General features: G+C 37.6%; 23 protein-coding genes and 1 riboswitch. Of the genes, 8 read left to right on the top strand and 15 right to left on the bottom strand.

Annotated features, from left to right (window positions below; genetic code table 11):
* Positions 1-23 precede the first annotated feature (23 nt).
* Complete coding sequence (locus tag D1839_RS01750) at positions 24-791, bottom strand: 3-hydroxyacyl-CoA dehydrogenase (RefSeq protein WP_120378174.1); 768 nt, start codon at positions 789-791, stop codon at positions 24-26.
* Positions 782-1,390 (bottom strand): TetR/AcrR family transcriptional regulator, encoded by a 609-nt coding sequence (locus D1839_RS01745; protein ID WP_120378173.1) that lies wholly within the window; start codon positions 1,388-1,390, stop codon positions 782-784. The genes D1839_RS01750 and D1839_RS01745 overlap by 10 nt, the downstream gene beginning before the upstream one ends.
* 425 nt (positions 1,391-1,815) lie before the next feature.
* Between D1839_RS01745 and D1839_RS01740 the strand changes: the two genes are divergently transcribed.
* Together D1839_RS01740 and D1839_RS01735 are read left to right on the top strand one after the other, a co-directional pair.
* Positions 1,816-3,006 (top strand): LL-diaminopimelate aminotransferase, encoded by a 1,191-nt coding sequence (locus tag D1839_RS01740; protein WP_120378172.1) that lies wholly within the window; start codon positions 1,816-1,818, stop codon positions 3,004-3,006.
* Between the two features lie 276 nt (positions 3,007-3,282).
* Entirely contained in the window at positions 3,283-3,864 is a 582-nt protein-coding gene (locus D1839_RS01735) for a class D sortase (RefSeq protein WP_199689895.1), read from the top strand.
* Positions 3,865-4,227: 363 nt separating this feature from the next.
* On the opposite strand, the gene D1839_RS01730 is transcribed toward D1839_RS01735, so the two are convergent.
* From D1839_RS01730 to D1839_RS01720, 3 genes are all read right to left on the bottom strand, one after another.
* Positions 4,228-4,626 carry a DUF4064 domain-containing protein gene (locus D1839_RS01730; RefSeq protein WP_120378170.1) on the bottom strand — a complete coding sequence of 133 codons (399 nt, stop codon included), beginning with the start codon at positions 4,624-4,626 and terminating at the stop codon, positions 4,228-4,230.
* Between the two features lie 416 nt (positions 4,627-5,042).
* On the bottom strand, positions 5,043-6,413 hold the full coding sequence (locus D1839_RS01725; RefSeq protein WP_120378169.1) for a sensor histidine kinase: 1,371 nt from the start codon (positions 6,411-6,413) through the stop codon (positions 5,043-5,045).
* Positions 6,391-7,107, bottom strand: a complete 717-nt coding sequence (locus tag D1839_RS01720) for a response regulator (RefSeq protein WP_120378168.1) — start codon at positions 7,105-7,107, stop codon at positions 6,391-6,393. Before D1839_RS01720 ends, D1839_RS01725 begins: the two co-directional genes overlap by 23 nt.
* A gap of 324 nt (positions 7,108-7,431) precedes the next feature.
* Between D1839_RS01720 and D1839_RS01715 the strand changes: the two genes are divergently transcribed.
* Positions 7,432-7,677: a hypothetical protein gene (locus D1839_RS01715; protein ID WP_120378167.1), complete on the top strand. Its 246-nt coding sequence runs from the start codon at positions 7,432-7,434 to the stop codon at positions 7,675-7,677.
* A gap of 17 nt (positions 7,678-7,694) precedes the next feature.
* Positions 7,695-7,829, top strand: coding sequence for a hypothetical protein (locus D1839_RS20680; protein WP_286164691.1), 135 nt, complete (start codon positions 7,695-7,697; stop codon positions 7,827-7,829).
* Between the two features lie 92 nt (positions 7,830-7,921).
* Here D1839_RS20680 and psiE read toward each other — a convergent pair whose 3' ends face one another.
* The 4 genes from psiE to D1839_RS01700 form a co-directional block, all read right to left on the bottom strand.
* Positions 7,922-8,371 carry a phosphate-starvation-inducible protein PsiE gene (gene psiE, locus D1839_RS01710; RefSeq protein ID WP_120378166.1) on the bottom strand — a complete coding sequence of 150 codons (450 nt, stop codon included), beginning with the start codon at positions 8,369-8,371 and terminating at the stop codon, positions 7,922-7,924.
* An 884-nt stretch (positions 8,372-9,255) separates the two neighbouring features.
* Positions 9,256-9,879 carry a hypothetical protein gene (locus D1839_RS01705; protein WP_166554430.1) on the bottom strand — a complete coding sequence of 208 codons (624 nt, stop codon included), beginning with the start codon at positions 9,877-9,879 and terminating at the stop codon, positions 9,256-9,258.
* A gap of 130 nt (positions 9,880-10,009) precedes the next feature.
* On the bottom strand, positions 10,010-10,144 hold the full coding sequence (locus D1839_RS20675; protein ID WP_286164690.1) for a hypothetical protein: 135 nt from the start codon (positions 10,142-10,144) through the stop codon (positions 10,010-10,012).
* A 228-nt stretch (positions 10,145-10,372) separates the two neighbouring features.
* Entirely contained in the window at positions 10,373-10,546 is a 174-nt protein-coding gene (locus tag D1839_RS01700; protein ID WP_158589585.1) for a hypothetical protein, read from the bottom strand.
* 265 nt (positions 10,547-10,811) lie between these two features.
* On the opposite strand from D1839_RS01700, the gene D1839_RS01695 reads away from it, so the two are divergent.
* From D1839_RS01695 to D1839_RS01685, 3 genes are read left to right on the top strand one after another with little or no spacing between them, the layout of a single operon-like run.
* A complete protein-coding gene (locus D1839_RS01695) occupies positions 10,812-11,063 on the top strand; it encodes a FeoA family protein (protein ID WP_120378164.1) in 252 nt (83 codons plus the stop codon).
* Positions 11,064-11,795 carry a FeoB small GTPase domain-containing protein gene (locus D1839_RS01690; protein WP_120378163.1) on the top strand — a complete coding sequence of 244 codons (732 nt, stop codon included), beginning with the start codon at positions 11,064-11,066 and terminating at the stop codon, positions 11,793-11,795.
* The gene (locus tag D1839_RS01685) at positions 11,785-13,182 is read left to right on the top strand and encodes a nucleoside recognition domain-containing protein (protein ID WP_120378162.1); all 1,398 of its coding nucleotides are present in this window, start codon (positions 11,785-11,787) and stop codon (positions 13,180-13,182) included. Before D1839_RS01690 ends, D1839_RS01685 begins: the two co-directional genes overlap by 11 nt.
* A 381-nt stretch (positions 13,183-13,563) precedes the next feature.
* Here D1839_RS01685 and D1839_RS01680 read toward each other — a convergent pair whose 3' ends face one another.
* The 6 genes from D1839_RS01680 to D1839_RS01655 form a co-directional block, all read right to left on the bottom strand.
* Positions 13,564-14,346, bottom strand: coding sequence for an ABC transporter ATP-binding protein (locus D1839_RS01680; RefSeq protein ID WP_286164698.1), 783 nt, complete (start codon positions 14,344-14,346; stop codon positions 13,564-13,566).
* Positions 14,347-14,953: 607 nt separating this feature from the next.
* Positions 14,954-15,973: a ThiF family adenylyltransferase gene (locus tag D1839_RS01675; RefSeq protein WP_199689894.1), complete on the bottom strand. Its 1,020-nt coding sequence runs from the start codon at positions 15,971-15,973 to the stop codon at positions 14,954-14,956.
* Complete coding sequence (locus D1839_RS01670; protein ID WP_120378160.1) at positions 15,970-16,734, bottom strand: thiazole synthase; 765 nt, start codon at positions 16,732-16,734, stop codon at positions 15,970-15,972. The genes D1839_RS01675 and D1839_RS01670 overlap by 4 nt, the downstream gene beginning before the upstream one ends.
* Before the next feature lie 4 nt (positions 16,735-16,738).
* Positions 16,739-16,942 carry a sulfur carrier protein ThiS gene (gene thiS, locus D1839_RS01665; protein ID WP_120378159.1) on the bottom strand — a complete coding sequence of 68 codons (204 nt, stop codon included), beginning with the start codon at positions 16,940-16,942 and terminating at the stop codon, positions 16,739-16,741.
* A 181-nt stretch (positions 16,943-17,123) separates the two neighbouring features.
* Positions 17,124-18,239 (bottom strand): glycine oxidase ThiO, encoded by a 1,116-nt coding sequence (gene thiO, locus D1839_RS01660; protein WP_120378158.1) that lies wholly within the window; start codon positions 18,237-18,239, stop codon positions 17,124-17,126.
* 1 nt (position 18,240) lies between these two features.
* Entirely contained in the window at positions 18,241-18,837 is a 597-nt protein-coding gene (locus D1839_RS01655) for a thiamine phosphate synthase (protein WP_120378157.1), read from the bottom strand.
* A 121-nt stretch (positions 18,838-18,958) separates the two neighbouring features.
* Positions 18,959-19,069: riboswitch (TPP riboswitch) on the bottom strand.
* Between the two features lie 297 nt (positions 19,070-19,366).
* On the opposite strand from D1839_RS01655, the gene D1839_RS01650 reads away from it, so the two are divergent.
* The gene (locus D1839_RS01650; RefSeq protein WP_120378156.1) at positions 19,367-19,828 is read left to right on the top strand and encodes a DinB family protein; all 462 of its coding nucleotides are present in this window, start codon (positions 19,367-19,369) and stop codon (positions 19,826-19,828) included.
* Positions 19,829-19,993 lie beyond the last annotated feature (165 nt).

Genomic DNA, 19,993 nt, shown 5'->3' with positions numbered 1-19,993 from the left:
TTTACAACGTTACCGAGTAATTATCATTTCGGTTGCATTCGAATCGCCCCATCTATCCTTATGGTTTCTCCATTTAGCATTGGATTCTCAATAATACTTTTAACTAGGTGTGCATACTCTTCAGGATAACCTAGTCTCGATGGAAACGGTGTCATTTTACCTAACGCCTCCTTTGCTTCTTCCGGTAATGAAGCAAATAATGGCGTTGCAAACAACCCGGGGGCAATCGTCATAACCCGAATTCTCAATGACGATAGATCTCTAGCAATAGGAAGAGTCATTCCCGTAATTCCTCCTTTAGAAGCACTGTATGCTGCTTGACCGATTTGCCCCTCATATGCTGCTACTGAAGCTGTGTTAATAATAACGCCTCTTTCGTTGGTTTCATTTGGTATATTTTCAGCCATTTTATCAGCAGTAAGGCGAAGGACATTAAATGTTCCAACGAGATTGACCTCAATCACGTTTTTAAACGTTGTTAAATCATGCACTCCTTTTTTACCAACTGTCTTTTCCGCAACCCCAATTCCTGCACAATTAACAAGTATATTAACTTGTTCAAATTGTTCTATTGTGCTTTCTAAAGCAGTCTGCACACTAGCTTCATTGGTTACATCTACGTGGTAAAATACTACTTGGCTGCCAAGCTCTTCCGCTAATGCAGTGCCGTTTTCTCTTGCAACGTCAAAAATAGCTACCTTCCCGCCTTCTGCTACAATTTGTCTTACTGTAGCTTCACCAAGACCAGATGCACCACCAGTAACAACCGCTACCCTATTTGCTATTTCCATTTATTCTCCTCCTGTTTTATTAAAATTCGCTGCAAATATACAGCAATATCCTCTGCTAGCTCTTTCCTGCTTTTTTGACCATCTTCTTTATACCATTGTGTTACCCAGTTCATAGCACCTAAAATAATATTTCGCACAACCTTCACATCTGCTGCATGAAAGACATTTTCCTCTATTCCTTCTGTAATCATTTGATCAAAAAATTCCCCATACGTATCTCTTAGCTTAAAAATAACTGCTAATTGTTCCGAAGAAAAAATTTGTTCAGGTTTTAGCATTAGTTCGAACCCTGATCGCTCTTCCAATAAGTATTCAATATGAGCAATAATCGACTTTTTTAATTTTTCCTCCACAGGAATCTGCTGTTGTTTAACCTCTTGTATTTGCTGCAGGCTTCGGTTCAATAACATGATTTGGCTATGGTAAAGCAACTCTTGCTTATCCTTAAAATAGTAATATACCGTACCCTTTGTCATTAATAAATTTGTAGCAATTTCCTCCATTGTTGTACCGTGGTACCCTTTTTCAGATAGAACATGTATAGCCATACGAATTATTTCTTCTTTCTTTTCTGCTACTTTCCTTTCTTTTAAAGACATAACGACTCTCTTCCTCCTTACCTTATCCATTATTCTAACTATTCCTATTTTTACTGTCAAGTTAATTTTCTAAATTTTTTAATTAATTATTCAATAAAGTATATCTTCCGTCAGTAGGGTTCTTCATTTATCCCACGGCTTGTGGTAGACAATACATGAAGAAATCGCTCCTATTGTCTTAGTTTGGTTATTTTAGTCTGTAGCATATGTGGCGACAATTTTATAAGCTTGCTCGGGAACAAAATAGTAAATTTAACTTGGTGGCTAAATTTCACCCTTATCTTTACTATACATATAAGTAGCTACAGATATAAAATTAAAAATTCTTTTTGAAAATTTTTAGTTCCACGCACCATTCTATTGATGATAGTGGTATAATCATACTAATTTCAGTATAAGGATTCACAACGATGAGGTGGTAACAGATGAATATAAACCTAGCTGACAAAATGAAACTTTTTCAAACATCTATTTTTAATGAACTTTCTAGTTATAAAAAGGAAAAAATGAGTGAAGGAGTGGATATGATCGACCTTAGTGTGGGAAGCCCTGATCTTCCACCAGCTCAATTTGTAATAGACGAATTGACAAAACAGGTGCAAGATCCTAAACAATATGGTTATACATTAACTGGTATAGATGATTTACACCAAGCAATCGCCACATTTTATGGTAGGCAATACAACGTACCTGTTAAATCAAAGCAGGAAGCACTTATGGTAATGGGATCTCAAGACGGTCTTGTCCATTTGCCCATGGTGCTAACTAATCCCGGGGATACTATACTTTTACCTGACCCAGGCTATACAGCATATCATACAGGGATTGCATTAGCTGAGGCAGAGCCTTATTTCATGCCCCTAAAAGAAGAAAATCATTTTCTTCCAGATCTCGATACTATTCCAAGAGAAATATTGCAAAAATCTAAAATGATGATTCTTAATTTCCCGGGAAATCCTGTACCTGCTCTAGCCACGAAAGAATTTTTCGAAAAAGTAGTGACAGTTGCTAAAAAATATAACATTGCGGTTCTTCATGATTTTGCATATTCCGAGCTTTATTATGACGAAAAGCCAATTAGCTTCCTTTCTATCGAAGGTGCGAAAGAAGTTGGGGTAGAGTTTAATTCCTTCTCTAAGAGCTTTAATTTAGCAGGATGCAGAATAGGGTATATTGTAGGAAATGAAGCCATCGTTGATGGACTAAAACAGTTAAAATCTAATCTGGATTTTGGAGTTTTTTTGCCCATTCAAAAAACAGCTATCCGTGCATTAGAAAATGCTACTGCATTCACACAGACATTAAGATCCGTCTATAAAGCACGTAGAGATCTGTTAGTTTCAGGCCTTCATGAAGCCGGGTGGAAAGTTGCTCCACCGAAAGCCTCCATGTTTATTTGGGCAAAAGTGCCGAAATCATATACGTCTACTGAGTTCACTTATCAATTAATGGATGAAGCAGGAATTGTCGTAGTTCCTGGGAATGCTTTTGGTCCTGCAGGAGAAGGTTACGTTCGGATCGGTTTAGTCCAGCCAGAAGAAGTATTAACAAAAGCTGTCCAAAGGTTACAAACCAGCAATTTATTTATAGCCACAACAGACAGCAGCTTTGTTTAGTAATTATGTTTATGAGGTGAATCTAAAGTTCAGTCTTTATCTAGTTGGTGTTCAATATGTCACTTTTTCACACCATTTCAGATGACTATTCCAAAAAAAGAGTCTACCAACAAATTAGTTATAACTCGTAACCAATGAGTGCTATATAAAACAGATGATACTTTACGAACGTATTAAAGATACTATATGCTTAAGGTAATGACGTTTAAGAAATAGATTTTTCCGGCTAGTAAAGGATTTATAGCGAATATGATTAATGGGTTGAGGTGGATGGATGTGCTAAGAGCATTATCAATCATTTTAATAGTGTGTGGAATAGCTATTCTTAGTTATGGCGGATTTCAATTATATAACTCAAAAGCATTGGAAAATGAACGGATGGATGAAGCGGAATCATTTGTTTCTAATAAAATAATTTCTGAAGTCGAAGATGTCGAAAAATTTAATTATGATGAAATCAAACAAGGAGATACAATCGGAGTCTTATCCATTCCAAAACTGGACCGAGAGATCCCGATTATTGAAGGTGCGAATGAAGAAGAGCTTGCTCAAGGCGTAGGACATTATACTGGTACAGGTTTTCCCGGGGAAAACAAACAAATTTTATTATCTGGTCATCGCGATACTGTTTTTCGAGAATTCGATAAATTACAAGATGGCGATGAGTTCCATGTTAAAATGGAACACGGAACATTCATCTATACCATGCAAGATCATAAAATTGTTGCTGCAGATGACACAACTGTCATTGATCCAGACCGTAAGGACGAAGTATTAACCGTGTCAACTTGTTATCCATTTTCCTATATTGGTGATGCTCCTGACCGTTATGTTATATATGCTTACCCTACAAAATAGTTCAATGTATCTAATTTAACTACTCAACGATTTTAATACTGTACTGCTGAATGAGTAGCATTTTCAAATACCGTAATGAGATGTTTGGCGTAACATATACTTGAGTTAAAAAACAACTTGCTCTGTTTTTTTCTTCATTGGTGTCATTTTCTAGAAAATGCTTATGCCTAGTAAGCTTACCCGAAGCAAGCGAGGAAAAGTTGTATTTTCCCCGTTTTGGAAGCATTCTAGGTACACGATGCATACTATGATTAGTGGGTATATCATCGGCGGATGACTTTACCCACTATCTGCCGTTCATTCCTTTTTCTATATAAGGATAAATGGTTTTCAAGTTGCTTGAAACGAAGTGATGTATTTGATTTATATTGCCTTTTCTTCTGGCTTTCTTACAAAACACATAATTGCTGCTGCGAGATATAATAGCGATTGAAATAAAATACCTGATAACAAGAGCCAACCACTTAGAACTGCAGCGGCAATAAAAAATCCACCAGCAGTTTTAGGATTTCGTTTAATATTTAATACCCCGATTAACCCCAAAGCAAAGCTGATAATACAGCCAATAATTGGTATCCAAATAAAAACAGAAAAAATAGATACAAAATCATCGAAAAAACCATATTCAGCAGGATCAATTGTACCTTCAAACAAACCAACGCTACTGTTGATAATTAAAATTACTACGATTCCTAAAATGGCTAAAGCTCCATCCATGATGAATCCTACAATGCCTAAAATCTTTTCAATTGTTCGATTCATTCCAAATACCTCCCTATATCATTGATAAGTTTATACATACATTACGTAAAGCGAACGCAAATCGTTTCACTTTCCCCTAACATTCCATTGATAAAAACAAGAAGCATCCTCGTTTATTCCACCATTCTTTAGCATTATTTTCAAGCTCCACGAAGTTATAGAAAATGACCTTTTAGTGCGTGTTCAAAAAGGTGAAAAAAGGAACAAGAAGTTCAAGGCGGTGAAGTTTCGAGTAACGGGCTTGGACTTCTACGCCCGTCACAAGACGTTTGGCAGTTTTAGTAGGAGATCATGAATCCTAAAGGAAACGCATTCTTATGTAGAAGGAAAAGGGGGATCCCTTTCCAAGCAACAGAGAAACAAGTTATCGAAGAAATGCGATGTGTCATTTTTAGTGCACTTTTTAAACAACCTCTTTAAGAATCTCTTTTTTTGGGAAAGCAAACTTTAACAGTTGTTCCTTCTCCAACCTCACTATCGTAATCAATAGTTGCATGATGTGCATCAACCAACGCCTTAACAATAGATAATCCAATGCCTATACCACCTGTCTTTGTTGCTCGGGATTTATCTCCTCGATAAAATCGTTCAAATAAAAATGGAATATCCTCTTTCTTTATGCCTATTCCCTCATCTTTTACAATGAAACAGATGGATTCCTCTTTGTCTTCCATAAAAATCGCTACTGTTTTTCCTTCTGGGGTATACTGTAATGCATTGTTGATCAGATTTGTCAAAATTTGTATAACACGATCCTGATCTGCCATAAAATGCGTCTTTTTAAACGGTAGATTAGCCTGTAGCGTAACCCTTTTTTTTTGAAAAGATGGCCGAAATTGATCTTCTAGCAAGCTAATGATTTTGCCTGCCTCCAAAGTAGAAAAATTTAATTTTTTCTGCGGATTTTCTACAGCAATCAATGTTTCCAATTCATTTACAAGTCGGACTAAACGCATTAATTCATGATGACTTTTTTGCAATCGTTCAGGAGTAGGCTCCCATATCCCATCTTGATATGCTTCCAATTGACTTCGTAACGTTGCTAATGGCGTTCTGAGTTCATGAGCAAAATCAGCTGTGAATTGTTTCCTTAACTTTTCTTCTTTTGTCAAAGAATTGGCGAGTTCATTAAACGACTCGCCGAGTTGCTTCATTTCAATACTTAAATCTTCTACAGGTACATTTACCCGCTTATGCTTTTTTAATTCCTGTACAGCTGTTGATAAGTGCATAAAACCAGCACTTAATCTTCTTGAGAATAAGAAACTAAATAAGATGGATAACACTAAAATCACAATAACCGCAATAAAAATATTTTGCTGAATCGACTTCAAAAAAGTAAAATCTTCACCAACAAGTTCTACAGGATAAACGACTTCCATTGTGCCTATTTTTTTTCCATTTACATTTATCGTATGGGAACTGGATTCGTAGTCTGCCGTTTCCGTTCGCTGGTGCATCCCCATCCCACGCATCATTCGTTGCATCCTAGTTGTATCAGCTACTACATTTCCTGATCGATCATATAATGTATAATACAGATTTTCCGTCATGGCTTGATCATGCAGCATGCTATTTGCCTGTTCACTTATTAAACGACCTGTTTGTTTATACGTTTGTATGATTTCTTCTTCAATGAATGATGTTTTTTCCTTCCTACTTACTTCCAAGTAATTAGAGAACTGATTCTCTACTCCAAAAAATATGGAAAAACTAGTCAAAAAGACACCACATAAGGAAACAATTAATAAATAAACAAAAATTTTAGTACGTAGTGTCCATTTCATCCGGCTTGCCTCCAAACTTGTAGCCCATCCCAAAGACCGTTAAAATATAATTTGGATTTCTTGAATCATACTCCACTTTTTTTCGCAAATTTTTAATATGTGTATCAATACTTCGCTCATAACCTTCAAAAAAGAGAGTCTCATCTTCTTGAATTTTTACGAGCAAATCCCCTCTGCTGTAAACTCTTCCAGGGTAACTCGCCATCGTTACTAACAGCTTATATTCATTCGGTGTCAAAGATACAATCTCTCCAGCGAATGTTACTTCCTTTTTTAAATGATCAATCATTAATTCCTGATGGTTGAAGCTGAACAAATCTTTTTTCTTTGTTTTAGAAACACGGCGGAGTAAACCTTTTGCCCTTACTACTACTTCCCGCGGGCTAAACGGTTTGGTAACATAATCATCTGCTCCGATTACAATACCATTGATAACATCGTCCTCTGCTGATTTTGCAGTCAGCATTATAATAGGAACATCGCTGTCTTTTCTTGTTAACCTGCAGACTTCCTCCCCAGAAATATCCGGTAACATCAAATCAAGAATAATAATATCCGGCTTTCCATCTTTAATTTGTTTCAATGCCTCTAGACCATTTTCCGCAAATAGGATGTCCCACCCCTCTTTTTCAAAATAGGCTTGTAATACTTCACGAATGATCTCTTCATCGTCTACTATTAGCAGCTTTGTCATATCTTTTTCCCCCTCTTACTTCTTGAATCCTACTGATTGGGGATGCAAGCACTTAATGAAAGTTCCCCTATTAAATTGTGTATACAGCTTTTCATGTTTTCGTCATTAGAATTTGAGGAAAGCGGCTTACTTCAAACAACCGATCCTCATCCGGGATCTATATCACGGTAAATAAAGTCCGTTTGCTTTATCGTTTGCTATTTCTAATCATATCATGCGCTTCCCTTTGAAACACACATCTTCACAACTTCTTCATAAGTTCTCCATAAAAATCACAAATACATTCGTTATGATAGAGATAATCAAAGAAAGGAGCTGGACATAATGAAAAAATTAGTTATTGGTGCGATAACAGGGGCAGTTATATTAGGTGGCGCAGCAACATACACATTTGCCGATAGCAATGATAATAATAAAGGATTTTATAATGATATGAAACCATTTATGGAAGAAATGCATCCAAACTTCTCTGATGAAGACTATGAAGCAATGTATAATTTTTGCCACGGCAACGGAAACTTTGAAAAAGGTCCCCATAGAGGAAATGAATTTGACCGAAATAATGAATAGTTAAGAGGTGAATAGGCATGATGAATGGCTACGGTCTTCATTTTGCAGGATTTGGATTTCTAGGCTGGATCATTAACCTACTTGTCATAGGTGTTGTTGTATATTATGCAACCAAATTAGCTTTAAAAAATCACGATAAGAACAACAACTAATAGGGACTGGCAGATTATGTTTGCCAGTCTTCTTTTATCCCGCCTATTTGTCCAAGACGCGCTGCTTTATCCATACTATAATACTTGAAAGATCATGATTTTTTTTGGAAAAACCATTTGCTTTCAGGTCGTTCTCGAGGTGTTAAATTCATGATAAAATAGCCGATAATTAGAATTAAAATAACTAGCGAATAAAACAACGTATCCATTGCATTATCATGTTCAACAATGATCAAACGAATCATTGCCGTTATGCCAATATACAAAAAATAGCGCAATGGGAAATGATAATTTTCTTTAAAGTATTTTACAATCATAGCAACAAATTCAAAATACAAGAAAAATAATAGTATATTTGCCAAAAATAATTGATAATCATTTGTATTTCCTTCCAGCAATATCGTTCCAAATAAAATAAGTTCTTTAACGAGTAATACCGCTAGAATAATAGCGAGGATGATTAGTGACACATTCAAAACAACCTGTAATAGATAAGGAAACATGTAAAGTGATTTCGCGTAGACAGTTTTTAATTTTTTCATGCTGGAATAGCCTCCAAGTTTAGAATGGCTTTTACATATTTTCGTACTTTAATCATAACATAGGCAGCTTTATTTGCAGTGTTAAAATTCCAATAAATGTAATACATACTCACCCTTTTATTTTTACTATTTCCTTTACATTTCTATAGGGCATTTTTCTAAGAAAACACAAACTGTAATTCCAATTTATCTTGGACTTTCGTTGACATTAATAAAAGAATAGTTATAATCCATTGGAACGATATTATGACTCGACCAGATTTTCGGAAACTATTGTCCCCGAATATAAAAGATTGCAAGTGAAAACATATAGTTGAATGGAGTTATCCAAAACAAAAGCTCGTTTCTACCTACTAAATTTTCGTTCTACTTGAGTTTTATATGAAGTAGAGCGAATGGAGTGGGAAAGGCGAAGTAAGCGTATTAACTAAAATTGGTCTTCCTTGTAAAAGTTAAGTGTAAAATCGCGGCTCTATAATATGACTGTTCAAGGAGAAACAGCTTTGAAATATATTTCCATTTCTTTAGCTAGTTGATTTTATAGCTTTGTAGATTGGAGACAAAACCAGGTTAAATAATGGAAATGGCTGGTGCAAAAGACTTTATCAAAGTGAAATCAGAACTATCTAGAATTGGTGGCTGGTATGACCAGCACCTCGCCTTCAAGAGTACTTTACTTTCCGCTAGCGGCTGGGTAGCTCCATCGCTAATGCAATGGAGGGACTTACCGATTCTTTTCCTTTCGCTTTAGTCTAGCTTATTTCCAGCCTATTTCCAGCATTCACCTTTTGAATGAATAGTTTAGTTATGCTTTCGGTGGTAACGTACCGGAAGTTTCTGTTCTTTCCTGTATGGCGGGGGGCATAATCTGAAGTTACTATTTCTTAATTGAATCCATCATTATCTACTGGTTCCTCGTCTACTTGTGGCTCTTTGTCCTCTTTTGGTTTCTCTGGCTTATCTGGTGGATCGGGAGTTGTTGGAAGTTCAGGTGATGTATCATCGTCATCTCCTTGTTCTTCTGAATTATTACCCGCTCCGCTATTTGAGGTATCGCCAGAACTAGAGGCGCCGCCCTTCCCAGATCCATCATTCGAATTTGGCTCATTTTGCGAACCATTATATCCACCGCTTCCGCCATTTTGATTAGTTGGCGGCGGATAAATAGGTGCATTCCATGGTTGCTCCCCGCTAGATGCGAGATTTTCTGACTCCACTGTATCGGACCCTATCGTATCTGCCGCTGATGATTCTTCATCACTTGCTGTGCCCCAAAGTTCACCAAAGAAGTAATCACCGTTAGGTCCATAAAACTGCGCGGTAATAGCCGCTTCATTCATTGGTTTTTCTATCCAATCATTTACCATATTAGCTATCTTGTTTATCGGAATACTAAATTGTACAGCAATATCCTGCACATGGGCAATGGAGTTTACAGCAACAATGTTTACCGTCTTTGCAGAAATTAAAGGTCCTCCGCTAAATTCCAATAAAAATGGCTCTGACAATTGATATGTGTGTTCATATGTATAATTACCGTAAGAAAAAAATGCCAGTCAGCCTCCTCAATAGTTGCCTTAGTCGTGTCGTTTTCTAATACTTGCTTACTGCCAATTGCAATCACCTCATCACCTTTAGCTAAAGATTTGCTCGTCTCCATAGGATGGAGGGGTTTTCAGCAAGCTCTGGAACAAGAATTGCAGCTATGTTAGCTTTTTTGGAATATCCAATAACAGAACCAGCAAATTCTTTCTCGTTTGCTAAAATGTGCACTTCCAATTGCCCTTCTACCAGATGTGCATTAGTTAGTAATATACCACGAGCATCATACAGGAAAGCGAACCCTTCTTTTGTAGAAGCGGAGACAGCATATATGTTTTTTTCAACAGCTTGTATTATTTCTTCGGTCGTTTTCTCACTATCTACTGATCCAATTTGTTTCTTGGTTAACGCCGGTTTGTAACGAACCGTAGCATTGGCGGATTCCTTTATTTGCTTGCTTTAGCTGTTTGCAACATTACTTTCTATCATTAAATTAGTTCCCCCAATCGCTACAACCAGAAATGGAATAATCACAGCTAACTTAATAGCAATTCCTCGCTTTAGTGTCCTGCCGCAATTAAGACAATAACTCGTCCTTTTTTCTTTTTTTCTTCCACATGTAGGACAACGCATTACTTGCTTCCTCCTTTCCAAGGATAATTTAGGTTTATTATACCACCATCTGGTAAATTACAAATTTAAAAGCAGACACATCCAGCTTTTTATTAATATTTTATTTTTATTAGTTGCACAAAGGAAACTTTTTGAGTTATAATCATAATATATTTAGAAAGGAAACAAGTAAACATTTAACCAAACTTTACATAACTTAAATATGTAGTATTCTAACGTTTCCCAACTTTAACTATTTGAGCTTAATCCAAAGGAGATGCAAAGAATGACAGCAAATAAACCCATTTACCACTTTCAAGTAGGTGATCGAATAGAGATTACATCTGTTGAACTGCAAGATGTAATGCGCCGTAGATTACTTGATTTAGGGTTTGTACCAGGAACAGTGATTGAAGTTGTACAAAAAAGCCCATTAGGGGATCCACTAGCTTTTAAGGTCTTTAATACAACAATTGCATTGCGAAAAGAAGAAAGCTCCTTGATTTATGGAAAAAAAGTTTATAAAGAGGTGGTATAAATGGCACATACCATTGCTTTAGCAGGAAATCCAAATACAGGAAAAAGCACTCTGTTTAATTTACTTACTGGTTTAAAACAGCACACAGGAAATTGGCCAGGAAAAACGGTATTACGTGCTGAAGGAGAACTAAAAACTGAAAAACATGTATACACTGTCATTGATTTACCTGGTACGTACTCTCTTTACTCCAATTCTGCAGATGAAGAAGTAGCAAGGGATTACATTATTTTTGAAAAGCCTGATATTACTTTAGTTGTAGTTGATGCAACTTCTCTTGAGCGTAATTTAAATATCGCTTTACAAGTATTAGAAATGACAGATCGAGCGATTTTATGCGTTAATTTAATTGATGAGGCTAGAAAAAAAGGGATTCATATTGATAAAGAGCCATTATCAAAACAGTTAGGAATTCCTGTTATATTAATTTCGGCAAGAGAAAAGATAGGAATTATCCAACTCTTAAAAACGATCGATCAAATGACAGAAGGTAAAATTGAAACCCAGCCATTTAAGATAAAATACAATCAAACAGTAGAAAAAAAGATTAAGCAACTCGAACCACAAATCAAGCAAATTATTGGTAATGCTTTACCTGCAAGATGGGTAGCTTTACGTATATTAGACGGAGATATAAAATTGCTAGATTCGCTAAAATCATATCTTCAAAATCCTGATTTTGTAGCGGAAAAGCACCAACCTGCACAAGGAGGATGCTGCCATGGCGCATGAAGCAAATCAGCATATGCAACAGCTTGATACTTTATTTAAAAAATATAGTGCTCAAGAAGATGATTTGAGAGATCATATTGTTTCGAGCATCTATCAATCTACGCAAAGCATTACGAAGGATTCAGTACATCGTTCAGGAAAAAAAACAACTTGGCTTGATGAAAATTTGGATAATATTTTGACATCCCGGCTTTATGGTTTTCCAATTATGCTTATGTTATTAGGAGTTGTTATTTATTTAACCATCGTTGGTGCAAACTATCCAGGCATTGCCATAACTAAATTATTTGCGATTGTGGAGGATTGGATTACGACTGTTTTCCAATGGGCGAACGCACCTCATTGGTTGTATGGTATCTTGGTAGAAGGATTTTACCGAGGGACCTCTTGGGTGGTCAGTGTTATGCTCCCGCCAATGGCCATTTTCTTTCCAATGTTTGCCTTACTGGAAAATTTTGGTTATTTGCCACGAGTTGCGTTTAATTTAGATCGCATATTTAAAAAATCAGGCGCCCATGGAAAGCAATCCTTAACGATGGCGATGGGGTTCGGCTGTAATGCGGCGGCGGTCATGTCATCACGTATTATTGAATCCCCACGTGAGCGTATGATTGCCATTTTAACGAATAACTTTGTCCCATGTAATGGGCGCTGGCCACTATTAATTCTTCTTGCAGGTCTGTTTATGGCAGCAGGATTTTCAGGTGGGATGAGTACATTTGTTTCAGCATCTGTGGTTGTAGGAATTGTGTTATTTGGTATTATAATGACCGTTTTTGTTTCTTGGGCATTGTCGAAGACCTTATTACGAGGGGTTCCTTCCCATTACACTTTAGAGCTCCCTCCGTACCGGAAACCTAAAATCTGGAACACCATAGTTAGAGCAACCTTGGATAAATCGTGGTTTGTATTAAAAAGAGCAGTCATTATTGCTGCCCCGGCATCCGTAATCACGTGGATTTTAGCTAATATTTTTGTCGGTGAACAAAGTGTGCTTCAACATTTTGTCGGATTTTTAGATCCTTTTGCGCAGATGATCGGATTAGATGGATTTATTTTAATGGCATTTATTTTAGGTTTCCCAGCAAATGAAATCGTACTGCCGATTCTTTTAATGGGATATCTCGCAACAGGTTCCATGATTGAAGTGGATAACTTAAATGACTTAAAACAAATATTCCTTGATCATGGCTGGACGTGGTTAACAGCACTTAATATGATGCTGTTCTCTTTATTGCACTATCCATGCGGCACAACGATGTTAAACATTTGGAAAGAAACCAAAAGTGCAAAATGGACCTTTGCTGCATTTGCTATACCTACTACCATTGCTATTGTTGTCACGTTTATTATTGCCCAAGTAGCAAGAGGCTTTGGCTTGGTCTAATCAAGAACTGCCTAGAAAGTCTATCGATTTTTTAGGCAGTTTTTGATTTATAAGATAAGAAAGTATAAACCGAAGTGCTTGGGGGATAACGAAATAACCGAATAGCCACGTCTGGCGTATGAGCCCAGCAACGATGCGACTTTAGAAGTGCGCCCTACGATAAACCAGCATCGGTTCGCCGCTAAAAAGAAGGTCGACTAAAAGCGGGCTTGCCGTTCAGGCATCCGCATACCCCAGTTTTAGTGGTATGATTCCTTTAGATTCATTCCATTCGCTACGTTGCTAAACGGGCGCCCCCGTTCCTCTGTTCTGCTTTGCTTAGGCTATATCCTCGTTTTTTGCGTAACTGTCGTCGTCAGCACCTCATTTGCCAAGGCATTATTAGACTTTTAGCTTTTTTCTTACCCACGTTCTACCATCTTTCACTTCACATTCTATTGGGAGCTGGTAAAACTGTGACAATGTTTTCGAACTCATGATTTCCTCTGTTTTTCCTCGCACAAATACAGTGCCTTGTCGGAGAAGTAGTGTATGTGAAAAGATCGGCAATATTTCTTCAATATGGTGTGTAACGAACAAAATAGTTGGAGCTTCTTTCTGTTCTGCTAATTGTTGAATAAAAAGTAATAACTCCTCACGAGCAAGAAAGTCTAATCCATTGGTTGGTTCATCTAAAATAAGCAATTGCGGTCTAGCCATTAATGCTCGGGCAATCAGAAGCTTCTGCTTTTCCCCTTGGGACAACGTTTGATATGCTCTCCCTTGTAAATAGCGAATCCCTAATTGCTCCATTAATGCGAATACTCGATCCATATCCTTTGCTTCTATTTTTTCATATATACCAATAGAAGCATGTTTCCCACTAAGAATAATCGTTTCGGCTGTATCAGTTACCCTTATCTTCTGTTGCAATGCTGAACTAACCCAGCCAATGTTCTTTCGCAGCAAGCGCAAATCTGTCGTTCCAAAAGTCTGTCCTAAAACCGATATTTCCCCAATTGTTGGCCAAATATAGCCATTGATCATTTGGAGTAATGTCGTCTTACCAGATCCATTTAAGCCTAAAATTGCCCAATGCTCTCCCTTTGAGACGTGCCAATTAATCTGCTCCAAAATGATTTGCCCTTGTCTTTTCCATGACACATTGTTCATCTCAATCACCATATTCACCCAGACTCCCTCCACTAAAAACCTGCTTTTTCTAATTATTGATGTTTGCAAAATTATCACATTTTCCCTTTTCATAAAAATAAGTTGATGACTATTATGCTGTTATTATTAAACAATACTACATTATTTTCATATTTTTCTCATTTAGTATATTCTACTAGGACGTGAAACTTATCGATAATTCCGTTTAGGCGATACATTATTCCAGCTCCTCTTGTTAGGATCTACTGTTCTGGCTGTTGTGTTCATTATTAATCTATTTCGCACATTTTTTAAACAACAGAAGCAAATCGATAACCTGGAGAGAAGAAAATAGATGCAAATAGATGATTTAAGTGGAGAAATAAAGTGAATTTTCCATCAGTTGAAATTTACATTTACCCGCTCCGTAATGATACGACCTAAAAACGCTTACGAAATCGGGCATTTACGTGCTATTATCTCCCACTTAGACTTGTGGCAGTACAGATTATCCAACCCCTTGAAGTGGAATTCTTACGCCACCTTATATGTGGGATAAAGAGTTAGAAAAACTAACCAATACCAACTAGACATTTTTCTGAGAATAACATCCTGGAATAAAAACTCCAGGATGTTATTGTTAAGCTCCAATATAACGCTGGTATAATTTCTTCGCTTGTTTTACATCTTTTACGCCATGGATTAGCGTGCGTCCATCCTTGAAAACAACAAAACGAGTATTTTCAATTGTAAAAATCAACAACTCTCCATTATCTTTCATTGATTCCGAGAACGGTTTTAACTGTTTTACCAAGGAAGCGATGGACAAATTGCCTGTCTGAGCAGGTCGGACTTGTACCGTATTTCTTCCACATAATACAGCTGTCTGGATCCCTTGTTGCTTCATTAAATAAGGATAAGTTGCCTTTGATGAACACGATAGACAATGAGGGTCAATCATTGAGCTAATATTGACAGAAACATGATTTCGTTGCCAAACATCAAAGTTGAGCATTTCCTGGGACAATTCGTATCCAGTCAAATACTTTAGGCACTCTGCTGTTTGATAAGCAGCCGTTATCTGGACTGCCGGCGCAATAACTCCTACGGTATCACATGTTCTTCCCTCTTGAGGAAGCTGATCAATCAAACATTGTAAACAAGGCGTCTCCCCGGGGACAATGGGTAGGACTATTCCGTAACTTGTTAAACAGCCTCCATATACCCAAGGAATGCCTGCTTTTGCACACGCGTCATTGATAATAAACCGTGTATTAAAATTATCCGTCCCATCCACTACAAAATCAGCCTGTTCCACAAGGTGTTCTGCAGTTTCTGGTCCAAACTCCTCCACAATTCCAAGAACTGTAATCGCAGAGTTAATTGCTTGAAGTCGTTCGGCAGCGGCTTTTGCTTTCGTTCGAGAAAGCTCAGCATCCTCCTCTGTAAAAAGCTGTTGCCTACTTAAATTGCTCCACTCAACATAATCACGGTCAATAATGGTGATTTTCCCAATCCCCGCTCGGGCTAACATTTCACTATTTGCACTACCTAATGCTCCTGCACCGACAATAACAACATGCTTCTCAGCTAATTTTTTCTGACCGTCTTTTCCAATAGGTGCAAACAGCGTTTGCCGTGAATAACGCTCACGTATCATTCTATCATCGCCGTTTCTGGACTGCTATTTGTTGCATATGTTTTTTTCGGTATCCTTCCCGCATCGTACCCTAATCGACCGGCTTCAACAGCTAGCTTCATCGCTTTAGCCATTTTCACTGGATCATCTGCACCCGATACAGCAGTATTTAACAAAATTCCGTCTGCACCAAGTTCCATAGCGTACGCAGCATCACCTGGTGAGCCAATACCAGCGTCTACAATGACAGGAACACTAGATTGCTCAATAATAAACTGTAAATTTAACCCATTTACTATTCCTTGCCCTGATCCAATTGGCGAAGCACCAGGCATCACCGCATGTACGCCAGCTTCTTCTAGTCGTTTAGCCAACACGACATCATCAGATGTGTAAGTTAATACAGTAAATCCTTCCCTAAGCAATTGTACAGACGCCTTCATCGTTTCAAATGGATCAGGCAGCAATGTTTTATCACAGCCAATAATCTCTACCTTGATCATGTCACATAATTCAGAGGCTTTCGCTAAACGAGCAATTCGAACAGCTTCTTCTGCTGTTTTAGCCCCCGCTGTATTTGGAAGCAACGTATATTTTTTTAAATCGAGTTCCTCTAATAAATTAGGTTCATTCGCATCAAAAATATTCATTCTTCGGACTGCAAATGTTAAAATTTCTGCTTTCGATACCCTTACTGCTTCTCTTTGCACTTGGAAGCTAGGATACTTTCCTGTACCTAGCAATAATCTTGATTGAAATGTTTGCTTACCAATTTGTAACATTGGATTAACCTCCCCCTACAAAATGAACAATTTCAATAGCGTCTCCATCAGCTAATATTGTTTGTTCGTAATCTGTTTTTTTAACAATCTCTTTATTCCGTTCAACAGCTGCTATCTTCTCTTGTATGTCATAGGCATCTAACAAATCAGCAATTGTCATTGCCTTATTGTCAAATTTCAATATTTTTCCATTTACTTGAATATCCATTAAAAACCCTCCCTTCTTATCCATTGATGTACATCAAAATTCAGAGTACGCTGCAAACACCATATTTCGTGAAGAAACGGTGACATCGTCCAGTAACACTAACAGATGGAATTCTACTACGAACGCTACTTTGAAATGAGGCACTTAGCTTCTTAAAAACGTTTAAAGGTAAAATTTCCCCCTATTTACTTCCTCCCCCTATCAGCCGCTCTGGTGAGATCATCGCTTTCATAACAGATTCTGTTTCCTGATTCATTATTAGATCGCTGATTAATTGGGCAGTAACAGGGGCTAACAATATACCATTTCGATAATGACCCGTAGCGTAATAAAGACCGGAAAGATAAGGGTGTTCGCCAATAACGGGAAGCCCGTCCTTCGTTCCAGGCCGCACTCCTGACCAGAAGGATTCCACCATTGCTTCACGAAACGTTGGAATAACTGAAAATAATCGGTTTAGCAACGTTTCTAATCCCCCTGCCGAAACATGCGAAGAGTGATTATAACGATCAGAAGTAGCGCCAACAATATAGCGACCATCCTGTTTTGGTACAAGATAAAAATCCTGACAGAATAGAGTTTCATGGATTTGGATATGGTTTGATGTAACCGATAAGCATTCCCCCTTAACAGGAACAATTGGATTAGATAGTCCCATCTCTGTAAACCAACGTCCACTTTCAGCACCTGTTGCGACTACAACTCTATCAGTCGTTATCTTTCCCTGATCTGTTGCTAAAGCAAAAGAATCAGTTGGTTTAGATAGGGTCCATACATGACAGTCTTCATGAACCTCCCCTCCACTTGCTACAGCAGCTTGTTTAAAAGCTTCACATATTCGGGTTGGCTGTACATGTCCATCTTTTTCCATATACAGACCCGCAGTAGCTTTTTTGCCTAACATCGGGAGCTTATCTTTTAATGTCTGAGGTTCCAACCACTCTAAATTAGGAAAGGCTTGCTGTTTTGCAACAAGTACTTGTTTTTCGTTTTCACTAAAAGCAATTTCCAGCATCCCTTTGGGAGCTAATTGAATATCAATGGCAGTAAGCTCATATAATTCCTGGCTTAATTCCTTATACATATTTCTACTTGTTTGACAAAAATGATAGAATTCATTGGAAGTGCTATTTTCTGTGTGTACTCCGAGCATTCCAGCTGCAGCTCGTGTTGCTTTTCTGCCACTCTTCTGCTTTTCGATGACCATTGCAGATAAACCACGTTTATTCAGGAAATAGGAAATAGCGTGACCAATAATTCCTCCACCAACAATGACAACTTCATAATGTTGCTTCAATTCACCTTACCTCCTCTCGTAATCTCATTGCCGCAGTTTGAGGACTAGGAGCACTAAAGATTGCTGACATAACAGCGATTCCGGAAATATTCGCGCCTGATAAGTCACATATTTTGTTGATTTTAATTCCTCCAATTGCAATTACTGGTATCGTAAGGGCATGAGCTAATTGTTTTACTTGTTCAACCCCTCTAGGGTTTATTCTTGGTTTACTATCTGTTGCAAAAACATGCCCAAATATGACATAATCGGCTCCACATCGTTCCGCATGTCTTGCACCCTGCAAAGAATGAACGGACACACCCACTTGTAATGAGGGAGATAATTTTTTCATGTCATCTATTAACGAGGCCTTATTTTCTGGTAAATGTAACTGATTTACTTCTGTTAAAGCTGGGACAGAAACATGATTATGAATACAAAGCACTTCTTTTGAAACACCAGCCTGTATCAACTTTTGAACAAAAGCTAGATACCCCTGTGATGACATCTGCTTCTCTCTTAAAATAATTCGATCTACAAACGGAGCAATCACTTGTATGGTATCTACTAATTTCGCTTCCTCCATCTTCCCGTTCGTTACAGCATATAGTTGCATAACTCACCTCATAGACTATTAACGTAATGACGAAAAACAAAAATGCCACTTTCTCCAACGAAGGAAAAAGTGACATGTATATGCACGAATTCAGTTAGACTAATCTTGTACCACATACAAAATAGTCCGCCTGCCACTTTCCTCCGCTGGTTTGTTAGCCAGTTCAGGTTCAAAGAGTCCCAACGTTGTACGTTGATCTCAGCCATTTAAAATGGCACCCCTAGTGATTTCATATATTTTTTATTTGATTCCACTCTAAGGTACATCAATTGGTTGCATATGTCCAGAAAAAACGATTAAGTTTGAAAAATGCGACCATTTTATCATGATTCACGCTTCAAGCTACGATCTCGTTTCAATTCCCGTTATCCAGCACCTACTACATGTATGCAAGCCACTAGGTAAGCAAGATACTCGTTCGTTATTAAAGTGATTAACATTCCGATTATACACGTATAGGTATAAAACTATTCATCTATCATCTTCTTTGTTATACTAATCTCAAATTCAAAAATTTAGGGGGATGAACATGAGTAAAGATTTAATCGAACAATTTGCGTTTAATCGCAACATGCTATTTACTGAACTGGATAAGCTCGATGAATCGCTTATCGACAAGCAGCTAGAAGGGCTGAATAATACAGTGCGCTGGCATATCGGACATATATTAACTGTGGCTGAACAGTTTTTATTTGGATTTCCAAACCAATCTAAGCATTTACCTGAAACGTATATTTCTCTATTTGGAAATGGAACAAAACCTGCTGATTGGCCAGAGGAAGTACCCAGTCTGAAAGAATTAAGGGCAAATCTGCAGCAACAATTAGACCGTGCTATGAAACTACAGCCTGCATATTTTGCAACGAAATTAGAAAAGCCTTTCCTAGGTCAAGATACCATCGGCGGACTCGCAAAAGTTGCCGTATTCCATGAAGCACATCATACTGGACAGTTACATACGATCAGCTTATTGACAGTAAAACAAGCATAAGATACGTCAGTGGGGGATTCTCTACTGATCTTTGAATTATTTATTCCGTATAAGGTGCTGTAAGACTCCCATTTCAGGAGCCTGAATAATCTGTACTGCAAACAAACAAGCCTGAGCGGGAGATAACAGCACCTACACCTATTTCGTAAGAGCTTTTCAAAGGAT

Origin of the sequence: Roseburia sp. 1XD42-34, assembly GCF_009917385.1 — a bacterium.
Classification (GTDB): Bacteria; Bacillota; Bacilli; order Bacillales; family Amphibacillaceae; genus Virgibacillus.
This window is presented reverse-complemented; position numbering and strand designations above follow the sequence as displayed.